We start from the raw sequence: 20,879 nt of genomic DNA, 5'->3' as shown, positions 1-20,879 counted from the left end.
AAATCGGTCATCGCAAAGCCGACTCAACTCGCCGCCCGGGCGAGCAGAACGCTCTGAGGCTGACTGATCAACAGGCAGATCGGATCCGTCCCCGGATGCGTTGCCGACCCGGGGGACAGATGATCTACGCCGTCCGGCGCTTCAACGATTGACGATGCCCAACACGTCATCCAACAACGCCGCCGCCGTCACTTCCGCACCCGCACCCGGGCCCTGGATCAACAAGGGCTGCGTGCAGTAACGATCACTGTGGATCGCCACACGGTTGTCTGTCCCGCGACCACCGGCCAGCGGGTGATCGGCCGGCAAAGCGCGCAGGCCAACGCTCGCACCCTGTGCATCCAGGCGACCGACAAAGCACAGCTTCAAACCCTGTTGGCGGGCCTGCAAGGCGCGCGCCTGCAACGGCGCATCCAGCAGTTCCAGCGCAGCGCCCACTTCATCGGCAGACAATGCCGCCAATGCCGCTGGCACAAGCGATTCCACCTGCACCTGCTCCGCCTCCAGCGCCACGCCCGCCGCGCGGGCAAGGATCAGCAGCTTGCGGCGTACATCCTCACCGGACAGATCAATGCGCGGATCCGGCTCGGTGTAGCCGGCCGCAGCCGCTTCGCGCACGCAGGCCGAGAACGGCGTGCTGCCATCGAAGCGATCGAACAGCCACGCCAGCGAACCGGACAGCACGCCTTCGATGGCATGCACATGGTCGCCCCCGGCCACCAGCGCGCGGATGCTGCGCAACAGCGGCAAGCCCGCGCCAACCGTCGCTGCATCGCCGTAACGCGAATTGCCGACACTGGCTGCATCATCAATGCCACGCGCACGCGACAGCGCCGTACCGTTGCCCAGTTTGTTGGCGGTGACGACATGGATACCCTGCCCCAACCAATGCGCATGATCGGCTGCCACGTCTTCACTGGCGGTGGCATCGACCACGATATCGCCGGCACTCAAGCGCCCGACCTCCTGCCGATGCACCGGTTCGCCGGCGCGCGGCTGCGCACTACGGGCTGCCGACAACGCGGCAGCGGGTGCGTCGTCACACGCCAAGGCGATGCGCGAATTGGCCACCACGTGCAGCGCCGGCAGCGACAGTTGCCGCTGTTGCAACGCCTGGTAGCGCGTGACAAAGGCCGAGCCCACGGTGCCGGTACCAAGCAGCACCAGCCGGGTTTGCGGAACTTCCAGCGGACGCAGCTGAGCGCTCATGCATCCACCGTTTTTTTACACTCGGCTTTGCCGGCCTGGATTTCAGCAACCACCTGCGTGGCGCGGGCAAGGCCGGCCTGCAGATCGGCAAGCAGGTCCGCGCTCGATTCGATACCCACCGAAATGCGCAACAGACCATCGCTGATACCGGCCTTGGCACGCGCTTCTGCGCTCATTGCTGCATGCGTCATGGTGGCCGGATGCGCGACCAGGCTTTCCACGCCACCCAGCGACTCGGCCAGGGTGAAATAGTGCAGGCCATCGAGGAACGCCCGCACCACCGCATGCGGATCTTCGCCTTCGCTGGGTACCAACTCGAACGACAGCATCGCGCCAAAACCCTTCTGCTGGCGGGCGGCAACCGCATGGCCTGGATGCGATTCCAGCCCCGGGTAGTAGACATTGGTCACCACGTCGCTGGCAGCCAGCAGATCCACCAGCACCTGCGTGTTCTCCTGATGCACGCGCAGGCGGGCATCCAGCGTGCGCAACCCGCGCAGGGTCAGGAACGCATCGAACGGCGAGCCGGTCAGGCCCAACGCGTTGGCCCACCACACCAGCTGCTGGTGCACCTCGGCATCGCGTGCAATCACCGCGCCGCCGACCACGTCGCTATGGCCGTTGACGTACTTGGTGGTCGAATGCAGCACCACATCGGCACCGAAGGCGATCGGGGTCTGCAGCGCCGGTGACAGGAAGGTGTTGTCCACGACCACCTTGGCACCGGCCTTGTGCGCGGCGTCGATCACGAAGCGCAGGTCGGTGATGCGCAGCAGCGGGTTGGACGGGGTTTCGATCAGCACCAGCTTCGGCTGCCGTGCGAGCGCATCGGCCAGTGAGCGCGGATCGGTCAGGTCGGCGGTGATCAGCTCGAAATGACCCTTGGTCGCCAACGCGTTGAACAAGCGCCAGCTGCCGCCGTACGCATCGTGCGGCACCACCAGGCGGTCGCCCGGCTCCAGCAGCGCGTTGAGCACCAGGTTGATCGCGCCCATGCCGGTCGCGGTGATCACGCCGCCGGCACCGCCCTCCAGCTCGGCCAGGGCTTCGCCCAGCAGATCGCGGGTGGGGTTGCCGCTGCGGGTGTAGTCGTACTGACGCTTGTTGCCAAAGCCGTCGAAGCTGAAGTTGGACGACAGCACGATCGGCGGCGTCACCGCGCCATAGGCGGTATCGCGGTCAATGCCGGCACGCACGGCCGCCGTGGCGCGGCTGCAGGAGATATCGGAAGTGGGGGACAGGCTCATGCGGTTTCTCCAGGCAGGCGAAGGGCGTTGGCAAGAATTGCGTCGATGCGATCGGTTTCTTTCAAAAAGGCGTCGTGGCCGTAGGGCGAGCGCAGCACGCGCAGGCTGCCGCGCGGGCCCAGGCCTTCAACCAGCGAGACAAGGTCGGACAGCGGCACCAGACGGTCACCTTCGACGGCGACAACCAGCGTCGGCACGTTGACGGCGGCCGGATCAACGCGGTGCAGGTCGATGGATTCGGACAGACGCAGGTAGGCGTTGACGCGGGTGCGGGCGACGTACTGCGCGCCCGCCGCGTCGAGATAATCTTCAGCGGCAACGCGCACACGGCCATTGACCACCTCCGGCGCCGCGTCGAAGCGCTCACCGAATTCTTCCGGGGTGCGGTAGCTGAGCATGGCGAACTGGCGGGCCAGTGCCAGCCCGTGCGTTTCGGCACATTGCAGCTGGCCCAGCGCCACTGCACGGCGCTGCAGCGCGCGCCATGCCGAGGCATACGGATGCGGGCGATGCGCGCCACTGACGGCGATCAACTTGGCCACGCGCTGCGGGTGACGCACCGCCAGCTGCTGGCCCACCAGCGCACCGTAGGAGTAACCGACGAAGCCATGCAGCTGTTCGATGTTCAGTGCATCCAACAATGCGGCAACGGCATCGGCCTGGTCAGCGGTGTCGATCGGCACGTCAAGATCGCCATCGGCGCCGATGAAATCAAAGCCCAGCAGGCGACGACGCTGCGGGTCCAGCGCGCGGCCGATGCCGGCCAGACCTTCGGCCCAGCCCTTCTCGGCAAAGCCTGCGTTGGACGCGATATGACGGTGTGCCGAAATACCACCGGCCACCAGCACTACCGGCAAGCCGGCGGCACCGACCAGTTCATAGCGCAGGCGCAGCAGACGCTGTCCTGCGTGACGCATCGCCAGCCGCACCTCCACTTCACCGCGCACAGCGGTGACCGCGCGCTCGGCGCTGTCGAAGGAAGCAGCAGGAAATTCCTGGGCGGCAATTGCAGTGGCGAAACTCATGGCGGTATCCCGATAAGGAGCAGCCATCGAGCTTCGCGGAGCCCGTGTTCGCCGTGCGATGCACGTAACGAACCATCTTTTCGGCGGACACGTGGTCCCCGCAGGATTTGGCACCAAACACAGGCGCTTGCGCGTCTGCTGGTTGCCCCGGCTTCAAAGGGCCTGTCCCTCTGCCGGTCTCGATGGTGGCGCTACGATGCCAGCGCACTTTGCCGGTGTCAATCTCTTTATTCGGATAAAGCGATGGAACAATTTCAGGCGCAACCAAACAGGCACAATCGCAACCCCAGTCATGTCACCGTGGGCACCGTGCGCGCGCTTTCCTTATTGATCCTTGCAACCGTGGCTGCCGCCCTGGCCCTCGCCGACGCGGCAGCCAGCGCCCGCTGGCGGCAAAGCTGGGGGCTGAACAGCGCGGCGACGGCGCGCGCGCCCACCAGCGCTGCCTTCGCAAACCTGACTCTGGAACCGCGCGCCGGCGGCCATGCCGCCATCGCCACCAACCTGCTGGCCGGCCCGGTACAGGTGCGCCTGCACGGTCAAAGTGCGGCGCTGCAGGAAAAGCCACCGTCCCCAGCGGTGCTGATGCCGCACGAACGGCGCACGCTGCTCTGGCTGCCTGCCGACGGCAGCCCGTCACAGCTGGTGCTCGATGCCTTCCCTGGCGATCCCGCCGCCCGTCCCGACAATCATCCGTACCAATTGCCCTTCCGCAGCCAACAAGTCAGGGTCAGCCAAGCCTTTGGCGGCCGCTACAGCCATAGCGACGCACAGAATCAGTACGCCGTCGATTTCCCCCTGAGCGAAGGCACGGCGGTACTGGTGGCACGCGCCGGCAAGGTCATGCAGATAGTCGAGAACGCGCCGGATCTGGGCTGCCTGGTACGTGTGCTGCACAACGACGGCAGCATGGCGCTGTATGCACATCTGCAGGCCGGCAGCCTGCAGGTACGTCCGGGTCAATCCGTGGAAACTGGCCAAACGCTGGCCGCCTCAGGCAACACCGGCGACAGCACCGGCCCGCACCTGCACTTCGCGATACAGGCCAACACCGGCCTGGCACTGAACTCGCTCCGCTTCCGGATGCGCAGTGAACGCGGAGAGCTGCGGTTCCCCGAAGCCGCTCCCTGAACAGCCAACCACATCGGACGCGGATAGCCACCGAATACATCGAATACAAGGCGTCCGCGGTGAAGCCCCTGCCGGACAATAGCCGGCACTTCAGGCTCCCGGGCGACCGGCTTCCCAGTCGCCAATACCGCAGGCACCACTGGAACTGCTGGACGAGGAAGGTCGTGCATGGCCCGGCGTTGCTGGGCAGGCGCCGTCATCGAGGGCCTGCCCACAGGTATAATCACCGGTTCATTCGTTTCTGATGCGCCCGGGCGGGCGCGCCTGCCATGTCCGAAGTCGCCTCCGAAGCCGCGCGCCGCCGCACCTTCGCCATCATTTCCCACCCTGACGCCGGCAAGACCACGCTGACCGAAAAGCTGTTGCTGTTCGGCGGTGCGATCCAGATGGCCGGCTCGGTGAAGTCGCGCAAGACCAGCCGGCACGCCACTTCCGACTGGATGGCGCTGGAAAAGGAGCGCGGCATTTCGGTCACGTCGTCGGTGATGCAGTTCCCGTACGACGACAAGATCATCAACCTGCTCGACACCCCCGGCCACGCCGACTTCGGTGAGGACACCTACCGCGTGTTGACTGCGGTGGACTCGGCACTGATGGTCATCGACGTGGCCAAGGGCGTGGAAGAACGCACCATCAAGCTGATGGAAGTCTGCCGCCTGCGCGACACCCCCATCATGACCTTCATCAACAAGCTCGACCGCGAGGGCAAGGACCCGATCGATCTGCTGGATGAAGTGGAAACCGTGCTCGGCATCCAGTGCGCACCGGTCACCTGGCCGATCGGCATGGGCCAGCGCCTCAAAGGCGTGGTGCACCTGCTTACCGGCGAAGTGCATCTGTACGAAGTGGGCCGCAACTTCACCCGCCAGGACTCCACCATCTTCCCGTCCATCGACTCACCCGGCCTGGCCGAGAAGATCGGTGAAAAGATGCTGGCCGAGTTGCGCGACGAGCTGGAACTGGTGCAGGGCGCCAGCCATCCGTTCGACAAGGATGCCTACCTGCGCGGCGTGCAGACCCCGGTGTTCTTTGGCTCGGGTGTGAACAATTTCGGCGTGCAGCCACTGCTGGATTTCTTCGTCGAGCACGCCCCGGCACCGCAGACGCGCGCCACCACCGGCCGTGATATCGCCCCGCAGGAAAGCAAGCTCACCGGTTTCGTCTTCAAGATCCAGGCCAACATGGACCCGCAGCACCGCGACCGCGTGGCGTTCATGCGCGTGTGTTCGGGCAAGTTCACGGCCGGCATGAAGACCTTCCATGTCCGCACCGGCAAGGAAATGAAACTGGCCAACGCGCTGACCTTCATGGCCAGCGACCGCGAAATCGCCGCCGAGGCATGGCCTGGCGATGTCATCGGCATCCACAACCACGGCACGATCTCCATCGGCGACACCTTCACCGAAGGCGAGGCCGTCACCTTCACCGGCATTCCCAACTTCGCCCCGGAACTGTTCCGCCGCGCGCGCCTGAAGGACCCGCTCAAGCTCAAGCAGCTGCAGAAGGGCCTGGCCCAGCTGTCCGAGGAAGGTGCCACCCAGTTCTTCCGTCCCCTGATGAGCAACGACCTGATCCTGGGTGCGGTGGGCGTGCTGCAGTTCGATGTGGCCGCGTATCGCCTGAAGGACGAATACGGTGTGGAAGCGGCGTTCGAGCCCGTGTCGGTGACCACCGCGCGTTGGATTTCGTGCGACAACGCCAAGAAGCTGGAAGAGTTCCGCGAGAAGAATGCCAGCAACCTCAGCATCGATGCGGCAGGCCACCTGGTGTATCTGGCCCCGACCCGCGTCAACCTACAGTTGGCACAGGAACGCGCGCCGGACGTGCGTTTCTCTGCGACCCGCGAAGCGGCACATACGGTTTCGGTGTCCTGATAGCAGGAAACGGGGAATCGGGAACAGGGCACCGCAGACACCGGACTGCTCCCTCGCTCCCTGTTCCCCTTTCCCAATTCCCTGCTTTAATAGGCGCCACCGGGCACCCCCAGCCCGTGGCATCTTCTACATGACTGCTACTGCTTCCATCCGGGAAGAAATCGCCAGCGCCCTGACCCACGGGCTGGGTGCTGTCACTGCACTGGCCGCTGGCGCCGTGCTCATCACGCTGGCAGCGATCTACGGCGATGGCTGGCAACTGGCCAGCGCCATCGTGTTCGGCGTTGCGCTGCTGCTGCTCTACACCGCCTCCACCCTGTACCACGCCATCCAGCATCCGGTGGTCAAGGGTCGGTTGAAAATCTTCGACCACTGCGCGATCTACGTGCTGATTGCCGGCACCTACACGCCGTTCACCCTGATCGGCCTGCGCGGGCCCTGGGGTTGGGGCATGTTTGCAGGCATCTGGGCACTGGCGCTGTTCGGCGTGGTGTTCAAGCTGTTCTACACCGGTCGCTTCAAGAAACTTTCCACCGCCATCTACATCGCGATGGGCTGGCTGGTGATGGTGGCGATCAAGCCGATGTGGAACTCGCTGGACGCATGGACCATCGGCTGGCTGTTCGCTGGCGGCCTCTTCTATACCTTGGGCACGGTGTTCTATCACCGCGAGCAACTGCCGTATTCGCATGCGATCTGGCACCTGTTCGTGATTGCCGGCAGCGTCTGTCACTTCGTTTCGGTCACCGCTCAGATCCTCTGAGCCATCACGACAACGGCGGCCAACACCGTCGTTCGCGCAGCTGCAGCAACACGCTGCGGCAACGGAACCTGCACATCGCGCCAATGAACGCTTCGCGCTCCCTGCACTGCAGGCGGGCAACCATGGTCGCGTGAATACCTCTTCTGCCCAGGCCACGTCCCACAAATCGCGCTGGCGCTTCAAACGCCCCGGCAAACGAGGCCGGCGCTGGCTCGCGGCGCTGGCATTGATGGTCGTCGCGGTCATCAGCTTGATCCTGCTTTGGGATTGGAACTGGTTCAAAGGCCCGGTCGAGCGCGCAGTGCAGGCGCGCACCGGCCGCGCCCTGCATATCGGCAATCTTGATGTTGATCTCGGCAGCACCACCACCCTGCGTGCCGACGCCATCACCTTTGCCAACGCCAGTTGGGCCAGGGAACCCCACATGGCCAGTGCCGAACGGGTGGAGATCGACCTCCGTCTGTGGCCGCTGTTGCGCGCCAGCGTGCAATTACCCGAAGTACGCCTGACGCGACCGGATGTATTGCTGCAGACAGCCCCTGGCAGGGACCAGCGCGGCAACTGGGACTTCCTCGGCGGCGCAGGCGGAGAGCCACCACAGCTCAGGCGTTTGCAGATCGACGACGGCACGCTGCAGTTTCTCGATGAAGCCGGTCGTACCGACGTGCAACTGCATCTGCAAAGTGGAAAAGCAAAAGGTGCCGACGCTACCCCACCGATCCTGGTGGAGGGGAAAGGGCGCTGGCGCGGCGCCACGTTCACCTTGCGCGGCGATACCGAATCGCCGCTGGAACTGGCCGACAGTGCCGCGCCTTTCCGTATCCATCTCGATGCCCGCGCCGGTGCGACCCGCGCCATCGCCAGCGGCACGCTGACCAATCCGTTCCAGCTGCAGGTTTTCGATCTGCGCTTCCGGCTCAGCGGCCAGGACATGGATGACCTGTATCCGCTGATCGGCCTCGCCATTCCGTCTTCCCCACCGTATCAGCTGGATGGCCAGCTCCAGCGCGACCATCAGATCTGGCGTTACGAAAAATTCAATGGCCGCGTCGGCGACAGCGACCTGTCCGGTGACGTGCAGATCGATGTGGCCGGGGCACGGCCAAGGCTCACGGCCAATCTGCTGTCACGTCGACTGGACTTCGATGACCTTGCCGGCTTCGTCGGTGCGCCCCCCAGGACCGGCGGTACCGAATCGGCCAACGCCCAGCAGAAAGCCCGGGCGGCACAACTGGCAAGCAAAGCCACCGTGCTGCCGGACAAGACCTATGACCTGAGCAAGCTGCGCGCCATGGATGCCGATGTGCGCTGGAAGGCGCAGCACATCAACTCGCCCTCATTACCGCTGGACGACATGGATGCACACCTGAAGCTGGATGATGGCCTGCTGCGCTTGGAACCGCTGGATTTCGGCGTGGCCGGAGGCAATATCCGCAGCGACATCCGCATGGATGCACGCCGCCCGCAGATTGCTACCACGTTGAACGCCACGCTGCGCAGGGTGCAGCTCGGCCAGTTGTTTCCCGATGCAAAACTGGCTGAACAGGCATCGGGTGGTATCAGTGGCAGCGTGCGGCTGACCGGCAACGGGAACTCCGTGGCAGCCATGCTCGGCAGCAGCGATGGTGATGTCGCCATCGGCATGGGCAGGGGCCACATCGGCAATCTGCTGATGGAGCTGGCCGGCCTGGATGTGGCCGAATCGGTGAAGTTCCTGTTCACCGGCGACCGCCAGATTCCGCTGCGCTGCGCGTTCGCCGATTTCGGGGTGAGCGATGGATTGATGCGCACCCGCGCCATGGCCTTCGACACTACCGACACGCTGGTGCTGGGCGAAGGTACGGTCAGCCTCAAACAGGAACAACTGGATCTGCTGCTGCGGCCGCGGCCCAAGGACGTCAGCATCCTTGCACTGCGCTCACCGCTGCGCATCGGCGGCAGCTTCAAGGACCCGTCGTTCCGCCCCGATTTCAAGGCACTGGGCATCCGCGGCGCGATCGCGCTGACACTGGCCAGCATCACCCCACCGGCGGCATTGTTGGCCACCCTTGAAACCGGCCCGGGCAAGGATGTCGATTGCGGCGGCCGCTACGCCAGGTAGTGCCGCCGCGCGTTGGCTCAGGTGCCGGTGATGTACTGCTGCAGCTGGCCCAGCTCAAGCCGCTGCTGCTCGATCACGGACTTGACCAGATCGCCGATGGAAATCACACCGACCACCTCATCGCCATCCACCACCGGAAGGTGACGGATGCGGCGGTTGGTCACCAGTTCCAGGCATTGCTCCACCGTGACTGTGGGCGCCACGGTCACCAGCTCGGACGTCATGATCTCGTGCACCGCCGTGGTGGCCGATGACCGGTCCTTGAGCACGATCTTGCGCGCGTAATCGCGCTCGGAAAGGATGCCGACCAGACGCCGGCCGTCCATCACCAGGACCGCACCAATACCCTTTTCGGCCATCAACCGGATGGCCTGTACCACCGCTACATCCGGCGGTACCGCATGAATTTCAGGGGACTTGGCCCCAAGCAACTGTCGAACGGTGTGCATTGCGTTCTCCTGCGCTGGCGGATGGGGCAGATACTGCCACGTTCGCCGGCAACCAGGTGTCGACCAGATACAGGGGGCGCTGCTTGGCTTCCATGTACAGACGCCCCAGGTATTCGCCAATCAGCCCCAGTGCGATCAACTGCACGCCGCCCAGGAACAGGATCGCCGCCATCATCGTCGGCCAACCGGCCACGCGGTCGCCATAAAATGCTGCCTTGCACACCACCCACGCGCCGAAGGCGAACGCGCCCGCTGCGGTGAACAGCCCCAGGTAGGTTGCCGCCCGCAGCGGCGCGGTGGAAAAACTGGTGATGCCTTCCAGCGCGAAGTTCCACAACTTCCAGAAACCGAACTTGCTGCGCCCTGCCACCCGCCGCTCCCGCCGATATGGCAGTGCCACGCGGCGGTGTCCGATCCAGCCAAACAGGCCTTTCATGAAACGATGGCGCTCACGCAGCTGCCCCAGCGCCGCCAGCGCACGCGGCGACAGCAGGCGGAAGTCGCCGGCATCGGCAGGAATCGGCGTTTTCGACAGACGCCCGATCACGCGATAGAACACCGACGCAGTGGCGCGTTTGAGCCAACCATCGCCGTCACGCTCCATGCGCATGCCATACACATCGTCATAGCCCTGCCGCCACAGCGCAACGAACTGCGGCAGCAGTTCCGGCGGATCCTGACCGTCGGCGTCGAGCATGATGGCGGCACCGTCCTCGATGAAATCCAGGCCCGCGGTCAGCGCGGCTTCCTTGCCGAAATTGCGCGAAAGACGCAGCGCCGCGACACGCGGATCTCCCGCCGCCAGTTGCTGCATCACTGCCCAGCTGGCATCGCTGCTGCCGTCGTCCACATAAAGGATGCGGCCATCGATATCCGCCAGCGCATCCAGCTGCGCGCACAGCCGAGGATGCAGCAGCGGCAGTGCGTCCTGCTCGTTGAAGGCGGTGATGACAAGAGTCAGGCGGTCGCGCGGATTCATGGGGCGATTCTACGCACGCCGTCAAGGTCAATCGGCATCATCGATGTAGCCTGCACCACCCAATTGCCGGGCCTGGCGCTGGATCCATGCCGCACGCCGCTGCACGTACGGCCCCGGCTTGGCGGCGCTGTAACGGCGCGGCGATGGCAGCACCGCCGCAAGTCGCGCACTCTCGGCCGGCGTAAGCCGGGCCGCATCCTTGTGCCAGTACTGCTGCGCGGCGGCCTGCACGCCGTACACGCCGTCGCCGAATTCGGCCACGTTGGCATACACCTCCAGGATCCGCTGCTTGGGCCAGAACAGCTCGATCAGCACCGTGTACCAGGCCTCCAACCCTTTGCGCAGCCAACTGCGCCCCTGCCACAGGAACACGTTCTTCGCGGTCTGCTGGCTGATGGTGCTGGCACCACGCAGGCGCTTGCCGTCGGCGTTGTGCCTGCGCGCCTTCTCGATGGCCTGCAGGTCAAAGCCGTGGTGCTCGGGGAAACGCTGATCCTCAGCGGCCACCAATGAGATCGGCACGCTCGATGCCATCTCGTCCAGATCGCGCCACTGGTAATGAATGCGGAACTTCCAATCCCCTTCGCCCCATGCTTCGAGCTGGCGGAACACCATCACCGTGGAAACCACCGGGTCCACGAAGCGCAACAGCACTACCTGCAGCACGCTGCCGGCCACCAGCAGCACCGGCACCCACAGCAACCACCGCCACCGCCGTTTGCGACCTGAATTGACCGCCGGCTCCGCCTTGAGCTTGGCCTGCTCCGCCCCCATTGATCTTCACCTTGCACCTTCCACTGTCCGGCGCATTATCCGGCACCGGCCCCACCTCGCGCAGATGCCGCTCATGACTGATACGTCCGACCTCCTTGTCCGCTTCCTCCTGCCCGACGCCGGTGTGCGTGGCGTCCATGTCCGTTTGAGCGAAAGCTGGCGCGAAATCCTGTCCCACGGCCACTACCCGGCCGCGGCCACGCGCCTGCTCGGCGAGGCCACCGTGGCCTCGGCGCTGTTCACCGGCCACACCAAGGTCGATGGCCGCCTGTCGATCCAGCTGCGCAGCGCCTCGGCACTGCGGGCGCTGTTCGCCGAATGCACCTCCGCCGGCACCCTGCGCGGCATCGTGCAGCTGGCCGACGGCGAAGATGCCCCGCCGTCGCTGCAGGCACTGGGTGAAGGCGCCCTGCTCGCCATCACCATCGAGAATCCGGGCCTGGACCCGCGCGAACCGCAGCGCTACCAGAGCCTGGTCAACCTGACCGGTGACAGCCTGGATGAGGCCTTCGAAGACTATTTCCGTCATTCCGAGCAGCTCCCGACCCGCCTGCTGCTGACCTGCGATGGCGAACACGCCGCCGGCCTGCTGCTGCAGAAGCTGCCAGGCGATAGCGGCGACGAAGACGGCTGGGTCCGCATCGGCGCCCTGTTCGACACCCTTGGGCACGAGGAACTGCTGGCACTGCCCGGCAGCGAACTGCTGCACCGCCTGTTCCATGAAGAACACCCGGAACTGATGGGCGACAAGCCGCTGCGCTTTGGCTGCTCCTGCTCGCATGAGCGGGTGCGCTCGATGCTCCAGTCGCTGGGCGAGGAAGAAGCCCGGGCGGCAGCCGAAGCCACCGGCCAGGTGGACGTCCGCTGCGAATTCTGCGGCCAGGAATATCACTTCCCTTTGACTGATTTCGGCGTATTGTTTGCGTCCACACCGGCCAATCAGCCCGCTCCCGAGCGGCTGCAGTGACGGATCTAGCGAGTTGCGTTCTGGGGAGGGCGACCACTTGTTAAGAAACCATAAACGACATACGATCAAATCCTCATGCGCCGGGAACTTCCTGGCGCGTATCGGGTCTGATTGAGTCCATGAACGCCTTCTTGCGCCTACCGCTTGCCTTGATGATCGCCTTGAGCGCGATCACGGGTGCGCATGCACAGAGCAAGCCGATATCGGCGGACAGCACCGTCATTCCGGTCTGGAACCGTGGCAGCGGCAAGGTCGAAGCACTCCTTTATCTGGAGCCGACCGGCGAGCAACGCGCCGGCGCCCGCTGGAACTTCGGCCGCAGCTCCCTGGACGCCGCTTTCGGCCTGTCTTCCGGCGATTCGCTGGGCCTGCTCTGCAACAGCAGCCGTGGCACCAGCATCGGCGGACTGGCCAGCCATTGCATGCTCGCCAGTCTGGGCGATGACGACGACAACGATGGCCGCCACATCTCGGCCACCACCGCGTTCAACCGTCCGGGCGGACGCGTCGGCATTACCGCCGGCACCGGCCGCGACACCCTTCCTGCATGGCTGGCCGGCGGCAACAAGGCCGGCACCGCGCGCATGGAGCAGAACGACCTGACCGTGTTCGGCCAGAAGAACATCGGCCGCGAAGGCTTCGTTTCCATTGGCGGCACCTACGCCAAGGCACGCCTGGTCCCGCTCAGCGATGCCTCACCGGCAATCGTTGACCAGTGGGACAGCAAAAGTCTGAGTGTGGGCGGTGGCTACGGCCCCTTCAGCGCCAACGTCATCGGCCGCGTCGTCGACGCCCCCGGCAGCAGCGGCAAGTGGGAAGGCCTTGGCTTGGGCATCACCTGGCGCACCCCGTGGAGCGGCCAGCTGACCGTCGGCGCCGAAAACGTCATCACCCGCGGCAAGAACCCGTTCTCCCCCCGTAACGAAAGCAACGACGACGGCGCAATCCCTTACGTCCGTTACGAGCAGGACCTGTAATAGAAATTACTAAGTGAGCATCCGAAAACGCCCCTTCCGGGGCGTTTTGCATTTCTGCGAGTCAAATCAAGCCTTTGCCGATTTTGATGTAATTTTTCCCAATCATTAACCAATCTTTAATTTATTTGCAGTCGCAAGTACTATCGGTCTCAGCCTTGAGCTTTGGGTTCGCCTTTCGAACCCGCCCGAGGCCATACCCGGATGTACCAAGTCCACTTGGCAGAGAGAGAGAACCCAATGAATTGCAGGACCAACAAGCTGCGCGACGCAGTCGTCATCGCGCTTGCCGCCAGCGTGCTCCCGGCTGGTGCCGCGTTCGCCCAGGACAGCACCCAGACCCTGGACAAGATTGAAGTCACCGGCTCGCGCATCAAGCGCGCCGACGTCGAGACTTCGCAGCCCGTCTTCACCATGAGCCGCGAACAGATCCAGGCCCAGGGCCAGACCTCGATCGGCGACATCATCCAGAACATCAGCACCAACGGTTCCAGCCTCAACAGCACCTACAACAATGGTGGCAACGGCGAAACCCGCGTCAATCTGCGCAACTTGGGTTCCAGCCGCACGCTGGTGCTGGTCAACGGCCGCCGCTGGGTCGGTGGCACGGGCCTGGGTGGTGCAGTCGATCTCAACACCATTCCGACCGCTGCAGTTGAGCGCATTGAGGTCCTGAAGGACGGCGCCTCGACCATCTATGGTTCCGACGCGATCGCCGGTGTCGTCAACATCATCCTGCGCCAGAACTTCGACGGCGCCGAAGCCAATGCCTATTACGGCCAGTTCGACAAGGGCGATGGCGGCCGCGAGTCCTACGACTTCACCATCGGTTCCAGCGGTGATCGCTGGCATGCCACCGTTGGCGTCGGCTACGTGAAGGAAGATCCGGTGTGGGCAGGTGATCGTGCGATCTCCGCAGTACCGGCCTTCAACTCGCTGCCGAATACCGGCAACAGCAGCACCACCCCGGACGGCCGCTTTGGCTACTACGCCCAGACCGGCACCAATGCTGACGGCTCACCGAAGTTCGAATCCACCCGACCGAACGGCGCTGCAGGCTACTTCATAACCGGCAACGGTGGCGCCACCTGGCGTCCGTACACCGCGGCTGACAGTTTCAATCACGCTCCGGGCAACCTGCTGGTCACCCCGCAGGAGCGCACCTCGCTGTTCGCCGATGCCGGCCTGTCGATCACCGACAATGTCCGCTTCAAGACCACCGTGACCTACAACGAGCGTAAGTCCGAGCAGATCCTGGCAGCGATGCCGATCGTGCTGGGTCGCGCCGCGCCGGGCACCAATGGCGCCAACATCGTCATCAGCAAGGACAACGTTTACAACGAAACCGGCCGCGACATCGACTACATCCAGTACCGTGCGATGGAGACCGGTGGTCGTATCTACAAGCAGAACGTGAAGACCTACGGGTTCAACGGCGCGTTCGAAGGTGACTTTGAAGTCGGCAGCCGCTTCTGGAACTGGGAAGCCGGTATGTTCTACGGCAAGAACGACCAGACCGACATCACCACCGGCTTCTTCAACATCTCCGCGCTGCGCAATGCACTGGGCCCGTCCTTCGTTGATGGCGGCGGTGTTGCACGCTGCGGAACCGCCGGCAACGTGATCGACGGCTGCGTACCGATGAACATGCTGAGCGGCGCTGGCTCGCTCACCCCGGACATGATCAAGTACGCTGGCTTCACCGCGCACGATGTCTACGGTTATGAGCAGAAGACCTATTACGCCAACATCGGCGGTGAGCTGTTCGATCTGCCGGGCGGCGCGTTCGCCTTCTCGGCGGGCGTTGAGCGCCGTGACGAATCGGGCTTCGATGATCCGGACGGCCTGATCAACTCCGGCGACACCACCGGCAACTCGCGTACCGCTACTGCAGGTGGCTACAAGCTCGACGAAGCCTACCTGGAACTGGCAATCCCGCTGTTGTCCGGCGTGACCGGCGCGCAGCTGCTGGACTTCAGCGTGGCAAGCCGCATCTCCGATTACAGCAACTTCGGCAACACCGTCAACAGCAAGTTCGGGTTCCGCTGGAAGCCGATCAACGACCTGATGGTACGTGGTAACTGGTCGCAGGGCTTCCGTGCTCCGTCGATCAACGAACTGTTCTCGGGCGTGAGCGACACCTTTGAAGACGTCGCCGATCCGTGCGCCGGCGTCATCGGCAGCGACGCGAACACGCCTCCGGCAAGCTGCGCTGGCGTGCCGGCGTACACGCAGTCCAACCCGCAGATCCGCACCACGGTCGGTGGCAACACCAACCTGGGCCCGGAAACCTCGGTCTCCAAGACCTTGGGCTTCGTGTACAGCCCGAGCTTCGTGCAGGGTCTGGACATCTCGCTCGACTGGTGGAACATCAAGGTCGAAGACGCCATCTACGCCCAGACCGCCCAGCAGATGCTGGACGCCTGCTACACGCAGGGCGTGGGCGCCATCTGCAACATGATCACCCGTGACAACACTGGGCAGATCTCCAACATGCTGGCCGTGCCGAACAACGTGGGCACCATGGAAGTGGAAGGCTGGGACTTCACGGTCGGTTACCGCCTGCCGGATACCCGTTTCGGCAGCTTCAACTTCGTCTGGGACAGCACCTACAACTCCAGCTACACCATCGAAGATCCGGTGACCGAAGGCTACAACCGCGTCGGCAACTACCTGAGCCGCGACAACTACTGGCGTATCCGTTCCAACCTGCTGGTTGCCTGGCAGCTGGGTGACTTCGGCGCAACCGCGTCGGCCCGTTACTACTCCAGCCAGGTCGAGAACTGCACCGGTTCGAACTACACCGGCGGTGTGAACGGCAACTTCGGCCGCCTGTGCTCGGATCCGGATCACATCGGCCGTGGCAACAAGCCTGATCCGCAGCGCCACATCCCGAGCGTGACCTACACCGACCTGAGCGCCTACTGGAAGACGCCGTGGAACGGTCAGATCACCGTCGGCGTGAACAATGCGTTCGACCGCGATCCGCCGAAGGCTTACACCACCTTCGCCAACTCGTTCGACCCGCAGTACGAAATCCCGGGCCGCTTCTTCTACATGCGCTACAACCAGAAGTTCTGATCGTAGCCAGGTAGTACCCGGAAACAGACCACGGCCCTTCGGGGCCGTGGTTTTTTCTGCTTCAAATGAAAACCGACACACAGAAAAGGCCGCATCGCTGCGGCCTTTTTTCCTGTGCTCGATCCACTCAACCGTTCGGTATCAATGTCTCGATCACGTGCTCGACGTACGCCTCGAAATCCTCCCGGGCCTGCTTGGGCTGCTGCAGTTGCAGTGACAACTGCAGGAAGCCGACATAGGCCGCGTATGCCAGTCGTGCGCGGTGGCGCGAGTCGGTTGAACTCAGCCCAGCCTGGCGGAAAGAGGCGATCAGGTATTCCATGCGCCGCTGCGACACGCGGTCGATGACCGGCCGCACCATCGGATTGTCCAGCGCCTTGAGCAGCTCGCTGTAGATCACATGCGGGGTGACTTCGTGTGCCACCAACTGGAACAACGCGCGCAGACGCGTACGCGGATCCGGTACTTCTTCAAGGCTGCCGAAGACCTGTTGTTGTTCGACCAGTTCCCAGCGCTCCAGCGCCGCCTGCAGCAATGCGTCGCGCGACGGGAAATGCCAATAGAAGCTGCCCTTGGTGACACCAAGACGACGGGCCAGTGGCTCCACCGCCACTGCGCCCACGCCCTGCTCGGCCACCAGATCCAGGGCCGCCTGCGCCCAATCATCCGCGCTCAGGCGGCTATGTCGTCCGCTGCGGTTCTCCGCAGGTGAAGCTGCTGTGTCGTTCATGCGCAGATTTAACCATACGGCGGGGACTGGTTGCAGTATGCAGGTGGCGAAAAGCCATGCCGGGTGCTGCTGCGAGAGCACGCGGCACGCCCCACCGGGACTTACCTCGACGCTTCCATACCGGTGAGTATTGACAGCGCCTGACGGCATTCCATACCATCGCGTATGGCTTCCACCTCCTCTTTACCCATGCGTAGTGAAGATCTCCCTCTAGAAGGTGCGAATGGCGCGAGGCTGGCGGCTACCCGGTCTGCCGGCAAACGACCCCCGATCCTGTTCGCCCACGGCTTTGGCCAGACACGAGGTGCCTGGACGACAACCGCTGAAGCCATGGCGGCAGCCGGCCATGCCACGCTCAGCTACGACGCACGTGGTCATGGCGACTCTGACTGGAACGCGGCCGAGCTGGCCTATCACGGCGACCAGTTCACCGATGACCTGATCGTCGTTGCCGGTGAACTGCGCAGCCCGCCCGTGCTGGTCGCTGCCTCGATGGGCGGCCTGTTCGGGCTGATGGCCGAATCACGCTGGCCCGGCCTGTTCTCGGCGATGGTGCTGGTGGACATCACCCCGCGCTGGGAAACCCGTGGCGTCGAGCGCATCCTTGCTTTCATGAGCGCGCATCCGGAGGGCTTCGCTTCCCTGGAAACTGCTGCCGACAGCATTGCCGCCTATATGCCGCACCGTCCGCGCAAGAGCGAGGATTCGTTGCGCGCCCTGCTGCGGCCTACCGCCGATGGCCGCTGGAACTGGCACTGGGACCCGCGTCTGGTCGAAGAACTCGCGCGCGACAGCGAGCAGCATCAGGACGCCATTGCCGACGCGGCGCGACGCGTGCAATGCCCGTTGCTGCTGATCAGCGGCGGCCGCAGTGACCTGGTCTCACCGCAGACCGTTGAAGAATTCATGACGCTGGTACCGCACGCGCAGCATGTGCATCTGCCCGAAGCCACGCACATGGTGGCCGGCGATGACAACAACGCGTTTACCACCGCCGTGTTGAACTATCTGGACGCCCTGCCTTCGGCTGCAGCGTCCGCCCGAACCGAGCACGTTACCGGAGCAAGTCAATGAGCATTGTCGTTCCCTTCCTGGCCCTGCTGTTGGTAGGTGCTTTCGTTGCCTACCACCGCATGCGGCTCGTCGTCTGGACCCTGGCCAGTGCGGCGCTGCTGGTCGCCTGCTGGTTCGCCGGCATCAACCAGACCGCGATCATCGTGGCTGTCACCATCCTCGCGCTGGTCAGCGTACCGGTGCTGCTGCCGTTCCTGCGCAAGCCGCTGATCACCGCACCGTTCATGGGGGTGTTCCGCAAGGTGCTGCCGCCGCTGTCCAAGACCGAGCGCATTGCACTGGAAACCGGTTCGGTCGGTTTCGAAGGTGAGCTGTTCACCGGCGACCCGGACTGGAACATCCTGCTCAACTACCCCAAGCCGCAGCTCACCGCCGAGGAACAGGCCTTCCTGGATGGCCCGGTGGAAGCACTGTGCGCGATGACCAACGATTTCGAGATCACCCACGTACACGCGGACCTGCCGCCGGAGATGTGGGAGTTCATCAAGAAGAACAAGTTCTTCGGCATGATCATTCCGAAGGAATACGGCGGCCTGGGTTTCAGCGCGCTGGCGCATCACAAGGTGATCCAGAAGCTGGCTTCGGTTTCCAGCGTGGTCAGTTCCACCGTCGGCGTGCCCAACTCGCTGGGCCCGGGTGAACTGCTCAACCACTATGGCACGCAGGCACAGAAGGATTACTACCTGCCGCGTCTGGCCATCGGCCAGGAAGTGCCCTGCTTCGGCCTGACCGGCCCGTTCGCCGGTTCGGATGCCACCTCGATTCCCGACTTCGGCATCGTCTGCAAGGGCATGTGGAAGGGCGAGGAAGTGCTGGGCCTGAAGCTCACCTTCGACAAGCGGTACATCACCCTGGCACCGGTGGCCACGCTGATCGGCATGGCATTCCGCATGTACGACCCGGACGGCCTGCTGGGCGACACCAAGGACATCGGCATCACCCTGGCGCTGCTGCCGCGTGACACCGACGGCGTTGAAATCGGCCGCCGCCACTTCCCGCTGAACTCCACCTTCCAGAACGGCCCGATCCGCGGCAAGGACGTGTTCATTCCGATGGAACAGCTGATCGGCGGCGCCGAGAAGCGTGGCCTGGGCTGGAACATGCTCAACGAATGCCTGGCCGTGGGCCGCTCCATCACCCTGCCCTCGACCGCGTCCGGCGGCGCCAAGGCAGGCGCGGTGGTGACCGGTGCCTATGCACGCATCCGCAAGCAGTTCGGCCTGTCGGTCGGCCGCTTCGAAGGCGTGGAAGAAGCGCTGGCCCGAATCGGCGGCAAGGCTTACAAGATCAGCGCGCTGTCGCAGGCGACCGCTGCGGCGGTGGACCGTGGTGACGTGCCGTCGGTGCCGTCGGCCATCGCCAAGTACCACTGCACCAACATGAGCCGCGAAGTCATTTCCGATGTGATGGATGTGATCGGCGGCAAGGGCATCATCCTGGGGCCGCGCAACTTCGCCGGCCGCAACTGGCAGGCTGCGCCGATCGCCATCACGGTGGAAGGCGCCAACATCATGACCCGCTCGCTGCTGATCTTCGGCCAGGGCGCGATCCTCTGCCACCCGTGGGTGCTGAAGGAAATGAAGGCCGCGCAGGATGAAGACCGCAAGACCGGCCTGCGTGAGTTCGACCAGGCATTGTTCGGGCACGTCCGCTTCGGCATCTCCAACGCGGTGCGTTCGCTGTGGTTCGGCCTGACCGGCGCGCGCGTCGGCTCGGCTCCCGGCGATGCCTACACCCGCCGCTACTTCCGCAAGCTGGACCGCTACTCGGCCAACCTGGCGCTGATGGCCGACATCTCGATGATGACGCTGGGCGGCAAGCTGAAGTTCAAGGAATCGCTGTCCGGTCGTCTGGGTGATGTGCTCAGCCACATCTACATGACCAGCGCCATGCTCAAGCGTTACCACGATGAAGGCGCGCCGCAGGCTGACCAGCCGCTGCTGGCCTGGGCCTTCCACGACAGCGCGCACAAGATCGAGGAGTCGCTGTCGGCCGCGCTGCGCAACTTCCCGATCCGTCCGATCGGCTGGCTGATGTGGGCATTGATCTTCCCGTTCGGCCGTCGCGCCGAAGCACCGGGTGACCGCTTGAGCCGCCGCGTCGCTGCCACGCTGATGGCACCGAACGAAGCGCGCGACCGCCTGGCCCAGGGCGTGTTCATGACCCCGTGCGAGAACAACCCGGGTGGCCGCATCAACAGCTACCTGTCCAAGGCGATCATGGCCGAACCGGTGGAGCGCAAGTTCATCAAGGCACTCAAGACCAAGGGCATCGAGGCGCTGACCTTCGCCGCCCAGCTGGACGAGGCCGTGGCTGAAGGCGTGATCACGCAGGACGAACGCAAGCTGCTGGAAGAGCTGCGCGAGCTCACCATGGACACGATCACCGTGGACGACTTCGATCCGCACGAGCTGCGTTCGGCCGGCTACTACGACCTGCCGGGCAAGCAGCGCCCGCAGCAGGCGGCGTAAACCCCTTCAACGCGACACCAACGGCGGGCC

The 20,879-nt window shown here is 64.3% G+C and carries 15 protein-coding genes, 1 pseudogene and 1 riboswitch; of the genes and pseudogenes, 9 read left to right on the top strand and 7 right to left on the bottom strand.

What is annotated here, in order from left to right; genetic code table 11:
• Window positions 1–141: 141 nt before the first annotated feature.
• The 3 genes and pseudogenes from ABB26_RS06115 to metX form a co-directional block, all read right to left on the bottom strand.
• Complete coding sequence (locus tag ABB26_RS06115; protein WP_057632794.1) at window positions 142–1,209, bottom strand: homoserine dehydrogenase family protein; 1,068 nt, start codon at window positions 1,207–1,209, stop codon at window positions 142–144.
• Window positions 1,206–2,456 carry an O-succinylhomoserine (thiol)-lyase gene (locus ABB26_RS06110; protein WP_057632793.1) on the bottom strand — a complete coding sequence of 417 codons (1,251 nt, stop codon included), beginning with the start codon at window positions 2,454–2,456 and terminating at the stop codon, window positions 1,206–1,208. Before ABB26_RS06110 ends, ABB26_RS06115 begins: the two co-directional genes overlap by 4 nt.
• Window positions 2,453–3,557, bottom strand: a pseudogene (metX, locus tag ABB26_RS06105) (homoserine O-succinyltransferase MetX). The gene ABB26_RS06110 and the pseudogene metX overlap by 4 nt, the downstream one beginning before the upstream one ends.
• Window positions 3,551–3,670, bottom strand: a riboswitch (SAM riboswitch). (Overlaps the previous pseudogene by 7 nt.)
• Window positions 3,671–3,724: 54 nt before the next feature.
• Here metX and ABB26_RS06100 point away from each other — a divergent pair.
• From ABB26_RS06100 to ABB26_RS06085, 4 genes are all read left to right on the top strand, one after another.
• Window positions 3,725–4,612, top strand: coding sequence for a M23 family metallopeptidase (locus ABB26_RS06100; RefSeq protein WP_245626146.1), 888 nt, complete (start codon window positions 3,725–3,727; stop codon window positions 4,610–4,612).
• A gap of 269 nt (window positions 4,613–4,881) precedes the next feature.
• Entirely contained in the window at window positions 4,882–6,486 is a 1,605-nt protein-coding gene (locus ABB26_RS06095; protein ID WP_057632791.1) for a peptide chain release factor 3, read from the top strand.
• 130 nt (window positions 6,487–6,616) lie between these two features.
• Window positions 6,617–7,249 (top strand): PAQR family membrane homeostasis protein TrhA, encoded by a 633-nt coding sequence (trhA, locus tag ABB26_RS06090; protein WP_057632790.1) that lies wholly within the window; start codon window positions 6,617–6,619, stop codon window positions 7,247–7,249.
• Between the two features lie 220 nt (window positions 7,250–7,469).
• Window positions 7,470–9,350: an AsmA family protein gene (locus tag ABB26_RS06085; protein ID WP_425477247.1), complete on the top strand. Its 1,881-nt coding sequence runs from the start codon at window positions 7,470–7,472 to the stop codon at window positions 9,348–9,350.
• A 17-nt stretch (window positions 9,351–9,367) separates the two neighbouring features.
• On the opposite strand, the gene ABB26_RS06080 is transcribed toward ABB26_RS06085, so the two are convergent.
• From ABB26_RS06080 to mtgA, 3 genes are read right to left on the bottom strand one after another with little or no spacing between them, the layout of a single operon-like run.
• Window positions 9,368–9,799 (bottom strand): CBS domain-containing protein, encoded by a 432-nt coding sequence (locus ABB26_RS06080; protein ID WP_057632788.1) that lies wholly within the window; start codon window positions 9,797–9,799, stop codon window positions 9,368–9,370.
• Window positions 9,759–10,778: a glycosyltransferase family 2 protein gene (locus tag ABB26_RS06075; RefSeq protein ID WP_057632787.1), complete on the bottom strand. Its 1,020-nt coding sequence runs from the start codon at window positions 10,776–10,778 to the stop codon at window positions 9,759–9,761. Before ABB26_RS06075 ends, ABB26_RS06080 begins: the two co-directional genes overlap by 41 nt.
• A gap of 27 nt (window positions 10,779–10,805) precedes the next feature.
• Window positions 10,806–11,552: a monofunctional biosynthetic peptidoglycan transglycosylase gene (gene mtgA, locus ABB26_RS06070; protein ID WP_057632786.1), complete on the bottom strand. Its 747-nt coding sequence runs from the start codon at window positions 11,550–11,552 to the stop codon at window positions 10,806–10,808.
• Between the two features lie 73 nt (window positions 11,553–11,625).
• On the opposite strand from mtgA, the gene hslO reads away from it, so the two are divergent.
• The 3 genes from hslO (at window position 11,626) to ABB26_RS06055 (ending at window position 16,574) form a co-directional block, all read left to right on the top strand.
• Entirely contained in the window at window positions 11,626–12,519 is an 894-nt protein-coding gene (gene hslO / locus ABB26_RS06065; RefSeq protein WP_057632837.1) for an Hsp33 family molecular chaperone HslO, read from the top strand.
• Between the two features lie 152 nt (window positions 12,520–12,671).
• Window positions 12,672–13,496, top strand: coding sequence for an XOO1806 family protein (locus ABB26_RS06060; protein WP_211261942.1), 825 nt, complete (start codon window positions 12,672–12,674; stop codon window positions 13,494–13,496).
• A gap of 237 nt (window positions 13,497–13,733) precedes the next feature.
• Window positions 13,734–16,574: a TonB-dependent receptor plug domain-containing protein gene (locus tag ABB26_RS06055; RefSeq protein ID WP_057632784.1), complete on the top strand. Its 2,841-nt coding sequence runs from the start codon at window positions 13,734–13,736 to the stop codon at window positions 16,572–16,574.
• A 127-nt stretch (window positions 16,575–16,701) separates the two neighbouring features.
• On the opposite strand, the gene ABB26_RS06050 is transcribed toward ABB26_RS06055, so the two are convergent.
• Window positions 16,702–17,304, bottom strand: coding sequence for a TetR/AcrR family transcriptional regulator (locus ABB26_RS06050; RefSeq protein WP_057632783.1), 603 nt, complete (start codon window positions 17,302–17,304; stop codon window positions 16,702–16,704).
• Window positions 17,305–17,469: 165 nt separating this feature from the next.
• Here ABB26_RS06050 and ABB26_RS06045 point away from each other — a divergent pair, with 165 nt between their 5' ends.
• Both ABB26_RS06045 and ABB26_RS06040 read left to right on the top strand, forming a co-directional pair.
• Window positions 17,470–18,378 carry an alpha/beta fold hydrolase gene (locus ABB26_RS06045; protein WP_057632782.1) on the top strand — a complete coding sequence of 303 codons (909 nt, stop codon included), beginning with the start codon at window positions 17,470–17,472 and terminating at the stop codon, window positions 18,376–18,378.
• Complete coding sequence (locus tag ABB26_RS06040; RefSeq protein WP_057632781.1) at window positions 18,375–20,849, top strand: acyl-CoA dehydrogenase; 2,475 nt, start codon at window positions 18,375–18,377, stop codon at window positions 20,847–20,849. The genes ABB26_RS06045 and ABB26_RS06040 overlap by 4 nt, the downstream gene beginning before the upstream one ends.
• Window positions 20,850–20,879 lie beyond the last annotated feature (30 nt).

The organism is Stenotrophomonas humi (assembly GCF_001431415.1).
GTDB classification, from domain to species: Bacteria; Pseudomonadota; Gammaproteobacteria; order Xanthomonadales; family Xanthomonadaceae; genus Stenotrophomonas; species Stenotrophomonas humi.
This window is presented reverse-complemented; position numbering and strand designations above follow the sequence as displayed.

Bases quoted from the DNA above. Each gene is read 5' to 3' on its own strand.
- ABB26_RS06115 (WP_057632794.1), bottom strand. From the start codon at position 1,209: ATGAGCGCTCAGCTGCGTCCGCTGGAAGTTCCGCAAACCCGGCTGGTG.
- ABB26_RS06110 (WP_057632793.1), bottom strand. From the start codon at position 2,456: ATGAGCCTGTCCCCCACTTCCGATATCTCCTGCAGCCGCGCCACGGCG.
- ABB26_RS06100 (WP_245626146.1), top strand. From the start codon at position 3,725: ATGGAACAATTTCAGGCGCAACCAAACAGGCACAATCGCAACCCCAGT.
- ABB26_RS06095 (WP_057632791.1), top strand. From the start codon at position 4,882: ATGTCCGAAGTCGCCTCCGAAGCCGCGCGCCGCCGCACCTTCGCCATC.
- trhA (WP_057632790.1), top strand. From the start codon at position 6,617: ATGACTGCTACTGCTTCCATCCGGGAAGAAATCGCCAGCGCCCTGACC.
- ABB26_RS06080 (WP_057632788.1), bottom strand. From the start codon at position 9,799: ATGCACACCGTTCGACAGTTGCTTGGGGCCAAGTCCCCTGAAATTCAT.
- ABB26_RS06075 (WP_057632787.1), bottom strand. From the start codon at position 10,778: ATGAATCCGCGCGACCGCCTGACTCTTGTCATCACCGCCTTCAACGAG.
- mtgA (WP_057632786.1), bottom strand. From the start codon at position 11,552: ATGGGGGCGGAGCAGGCCAAGCTCAAGGCGGAGCCGGCGGTCAATTCA.
- hslO (WP_057632837.1), top strand. From the start codon at position 11,626: ATGACTGATACGTCCGACCTCCTTGTCCGCTTCCTCCTGCCCGACGCC.
- ABB26_RS06060 (WP_211261942.1), top strand. From the start codon at position 12,672: ATGATCGCCTTGAGCGCGATCACGGGTGCGCATGCACAGAGCAAGCCG.
- ABB26_RS06055 (WP_057632784.1), top strand. From the start codon at position 13,734: ATGAATTGCAGGACCAACAAGCTGCGCGACGCAGTCGTCATCGCGCTT.
- ABB26_RS06050 (WP_057632783.1), bottom strand. From the start codon at position 17,304: ATGAACGACACAGCAGCTTCACCTGCGGAGAACCGCAGCGGACGACAT.
- ABB26_RS06045 (WP_057632782.1), top strand. From the start codon at position 17,470: ATGGCTTCCACCTCCTCTTTACCCATGCGTAGTGAAGATCTCCCTCTA.
- ABB26_RS06040 (WP_057632781.1), top strand. From the start codon at position 18,375: ATGAGCATTGTCGTTCCCTTCCTGGCCCTGCTGTTGGTAGGTGCTTTC.